This window comes from Streptomyces sp. RP5T (assembly GCF_003933965.1).
Lineage (GTDB): Bacteria > Actinomycetota > Actinomycetes > Streptomycetales > Streptomycetaceae > Streptomyces.
This window is the reverse complement of the sequence record NZ_RSAJ01000691.1, coordinates 1-4,092: the sequence shown is the minus strand read 5'-3', so window position 1 is coordinate 4,092 and position 4,092 is coordinate 1. Positions and strand designations below refer to the sequence as shown.

3 protein-coding genes are annotated in these 4,092 nt (G+C 70.1%); 2 read left to right on the top strand and 1 reads right to left on the bottom strand.

Annotated elements, in window-relative coordinates; genetic code table 11:
* On the bottom strand, window positions 1-1,449 hold a 1,449-nt coding region (locus tag EHS43_RS39260; protein WP_125195352.1), incomplete at its 3' end, for a rhamnogalacturonan lyase B N-terminal domain-containing protein.
* A gap of 193 nt (window positions 1,450-1,642) precedes the next feature.
* Here EHS43_RS39260 and EHS43_RS39255 point away from each other — a divergent pair.
* Both EHS43_RS39255 and EHS43_RS39250 read left to right on the top strand, forming a co-directional pair.
* Window positions 1,643-2,683 carry a rhamnogalacturonan acetylesterase gene (locus EHS43_RS39255; protein WP_125195351.1) on the top strand — a complete coding sequence of 347 codons (1,041 nt, stop codon included), beginning with the start codon at window positions 1,643-1,645 and terminating at the stop codon, window positions 2,681-2,683.
* Window positions 2,684-2,788: 105 nt separating this feature from the next.
* Window positions 2,789-4,092: DUF2264 domain-containing protein (locus EHS43_RS39250; protein ID WP_125195350.1), on the top strand; the 1,304-nt coding region annotated here is incomplete at its 3' end.

Below are 4,092 nucleotides of genomic sequence, written 5' to 3'. Positions count from 1 at the left end.
GTTGACGACGACCTGCGGGCGGCCGTTGGCGTAGGCCGTCGTCACGCCGATGCGCAGGGTGTGCGCGGCGGCGGCCTGCGCGGCCGTCAGCTTGAAGTAGACGATGATTCCGCTGTTGACGTCCTTCCACAGGTAGCAGGGGAAGGCCGAGGTCTCGGTGCCGCTGCCGATGACGACGTTGCCGGTCCAGGAGGAGGCACGGACATCGGAAGGGTGGGCGTACGTCATCAGGTCGGCGTTCTTGAAGCCGCCGGGCGTGCCGTCCCAGTTGTTGATGCGCCAGATCGCACTCGCGTTGCCCGGGTCGTTCGAGGACGGGATCGCGATGCTGTTGAGGGTGGTCGTGCCGCCCGCGGTGACGGACACCGAGGTGGTGTGGACGGCCAGTTCGCCCTTGAACACCGTCAGTGTGTACGTCCCCGGCAGCACACCCCCGATGGAGAAGTAGCCGTCCGAGGACCGCGCCGAACCCCAGTACTGGGCAGCCGAGTTGGCGAGACCGACCGTGTAGGCGTACGCCGTGTTCCGGCCGGTGATGCCGACTCCCGCGACCTTGCCCCGACCGCCGGCGGGGACGTAACCGGAGATGCCGAGCGAGTCCGCCCACGCGGTGGTGAGGGTTCCCGGGTACAGCGAGGAGGAGGGGGCGCCGCCGTCGGTGAAGGCGATGACGTAGGGGCCCTGGAGGCCGAAGCGCTGGGCCTCCGTCTGGTTCTCGCCGTAGTACAGGATCTCGTACAGGCCGCCGCCGTCCGCGCTCTGGTGGCGCAGCAGGGAGCGGTAGAACGGGCCGCCGGAGGCCTTCTCGTGGTTGGAGCGCACGATGTACAGGCCGACGCTGCCGGTGGTCCAGCCGACGTAGTTGTAGTCGATGACCCGGGCCCTCGCGTAGTGCTTCGAGCGGGTCTGGCCGTCGGACTTCTTGAAGACGTCGGAGGCCTCGATGGTGGTGGGTGCGTAGGTGTACGAGTCGGGCTCGTCGTTGAGGAACTTGCCCGCGTTGACGCGCAGGATGTAACGGGTCGCCGAGACCGAGTCGTCGGCCTTGTTGGTCCACAGGTAGATGTTGTTCTCGCCGCTGCGGGCCGCGTAGTAGTGCTTCAGCGTGCCGTACGCGACCGAGATCAGGATCGTCGTACCGGACTGCTTGATGCTCACGGTGGACGTGCCGAGGCCGGACTCGATGTGCGAGTTCTTGCCGCCGTAGCCCTGGTACTGCGTGCCCTTGTAGACCAGCGAGGCCAGATCGCCGTTGCTCTTGCTGACCTTGAAGACGAGGCTCGCGCCGGTGTCGACGACGTAGTTGGAGCCGTCGTCGCTCCAGCCGAAGCCCGCGGCGGACGCGTCCTGGGCGAGCGGCCCGGCGAGCGCGGCCGTCCCTGCGGCGGCCGCGGTGCCGAGGACGAAGGTACGGCGTCCGACCGGTCTGTTCACGGCGGATTCGGACATGGGGGTGCCTCCTTCGAGACGTGCGGGGGTGGTGCGGGTGCTTTGGAGAGTGACAGTTGAATCGATTTCGCGAAAGGGCTTTCACTGCCTGGGAGTTGGCAATCTTGTGAAATTCGCCTAGGGGCTAGAAAGCGCTTGCCAATGGGGGTACGGTCCAGCCGCCAGGCCTTGTCGTCCGTCTGAGGAGCCTCGAATGAGACGTTTCAACCTCGCCGTGCTGGCGGCGGTCACGCTGAGCGCGGGCCTGACCGCCGTACCGGCGCAGGCGCACTCCGGCCGCCCCCTCGGCATCGCGAACTGCACCACCGCCGGCTGCCACTTCGACGTCCCGCCCGGGACGTACGACGTGAAGGTCCTGCTCGGCGGCGAGACCGCGTCGAGCACGGCGATCAGCGGCGAGACCCGGCGTTCCCTGCTGCCGGAGACGGCGGCCCCGGCCGGCGAGCGGGTCTCCCGCAGCTTCACCGTCAACGTCCGCACCCCGGAGGGCGAACCGACCGGCCCCGACGGCACACCCGGCCTGGACCTGGTGCTGGGCGGCTCGGCACCCGCGCTCGCCGACATCAGGGTCACCCCCGCCCGGCACACCCGCCAGATCCTCCTCGTCGGCGACTCCACGGTCTGCGACCAGCCCGGCGACCCCTACTCCGGCTGGGGCCAGCAACTGCCCCAGTACCTGCGCAAGGGCGTGTCCGTGGCCAACTACGCCGACTCCGGCGAGAGCACGGTGACCTATCTGTCCGAGCCGCGCCTGTGGGCCACGGTCCAGCCGCTGATCCGCCCCGGCGACCTCGTCCTCGTCCAGCTCGCCCACAACGACAAGACGACCGACGAGGCGACCTACCGGGCGAACCTGGAGACTCTGGTCGCGGGTGTCAGGGAGAAAGGCGGGAACCCTGTCCTCGTGACGCCCATCGTGCGACGCTGGTTCAACTCGGACGGCACGCTGAACAACGGGACGGCCCTGCTGGTCAACGGCCTCGGGGTGGACCATCCCGCGGTGATCCGCTCGGTCGCCGCGGCCGAGGACGTCCCGCTGATCGACCTGACGGCGAAGACGAAGTCGCTCGTGGAGTCCCTCGGCGTGGAGGGCTCCAAGGCGATCTACCTCTACAACGAGAAAAGGGACAACACCCACACCTCCGTGCACGGCGCCACCGTGTACGCGGGCCTGGTCCGCGACGAACTGCTCGCACAGGGGCTGGTGCCCGCAGGGCTGGTGCGGGTGGGATAGACGCCTGGGGCGTCCCGACCGGAACCGGGGCGCCCCAGGTCTGTGCCGAACCTGCATGGCGAGACGTTGCGAGCCTGCGAGCCGAAGTCGAAAAAGAGAGAACCGATGCAGCTGCCCCCCGAGGACCGCACCCTCAGCCCGTACACCGGCTACACGCGCGCCCACTGGGAGGCCGCCGCCGACGCCCTGCTCGTCGCGGTCGAGCCGTACGCCACCGAGGACCACGCCCTCTACCACCTCCCCGGCGACCGGCAGAGCTGGTCCGGCCGGCTCTCCGACGGCCTTGAGGGTTACGCCCGTACGCTCCTGCTGGCGGCCTTCCGCCAGGACGCGGCCGCGCTGGAGCGGTACGCCGACGGTCTCGCCGCCGGGGTGTCGGGGGTCTGGCCGCGGATCGAGGACCGCAGCCAGCCGTTGGTGGAGGCGGCGTCGATCGCGTTCGCGCTGCGCATCACCAAGCCGCTGCTCTGGGACCGCCTGGACGACTCCGTACGGCAGCGCGCCGCGGCCTGGCTCGGCGACGCGCTCACCGCCGAGGCCTGGCCCTGCAACTGGGAGCTCTTCCCGGTCACGGTCGCCGGCTTCCTGTCGTCCGTCGGGTACGAGCCGGAGGCCTCCCGCAAGGCGATCGAGCGCGGCCTGGAGCGCATCGAGCAGTGGTACGTCGGCGAGGGCTGGTACACCGACGGCGACGGCCGCAAGTTCGACTACTACAACGGCTGGGCCATGCACCTCTACCCGGTGCTGCACGCCTGGCTGGCCGAGGACGACCGCTTGCTGGACCTGTACGGCGGCCGCCTGTCCCGCCATCTCGACGACTACGCCCGCCTGTTCGGCGCCGACGGAGCACCCCTGCACCAGGGCCGCTCCCTGACGTACCGCTTCGCGACGACGGCCCCGCTGTGGCTCGGCGCCCTGACGGGCCACACCCCGCTGCCCCCGGGGCAGACCCGGCGCCTGGCCTCAGGAGCCCTCAAGTACTTCCTGGACCGGGGCGCGGTGGACTCCCGCGGCCTGCTCACCCTCGGCTGGCACGGGCCCGACCAGGCTGTCCTGCAGGGCTATTCGGGCCCGGCCTCCCCGTACTGGGCGAGCAAGGCCTTCCTCGGCCTGCTCCTCCCGGCGGACCACGAGGTGTGGACGGCGCCGGAGGAGCCGGGCCCGGCCGAACGCGCCGACGCGCTCACCCCGATCACCGCCCCCAACTGGCTTCTCCAGTCCACCCGTTCCGACGGCCTCGTCCGCCTCCACAACCACGGCAGCGAGGACGTCCGCTACGACCCGTACTACACCCGCCTCGCCTACTCGACGGTGACGGAGCCCTCGAAGTCGTACGACAACAGCCTGTTCGTGGACGGCGATCCGAGCCGGACGGAGATCGAGCCGCTGGGGGTGGGGGAGGGCTGGGC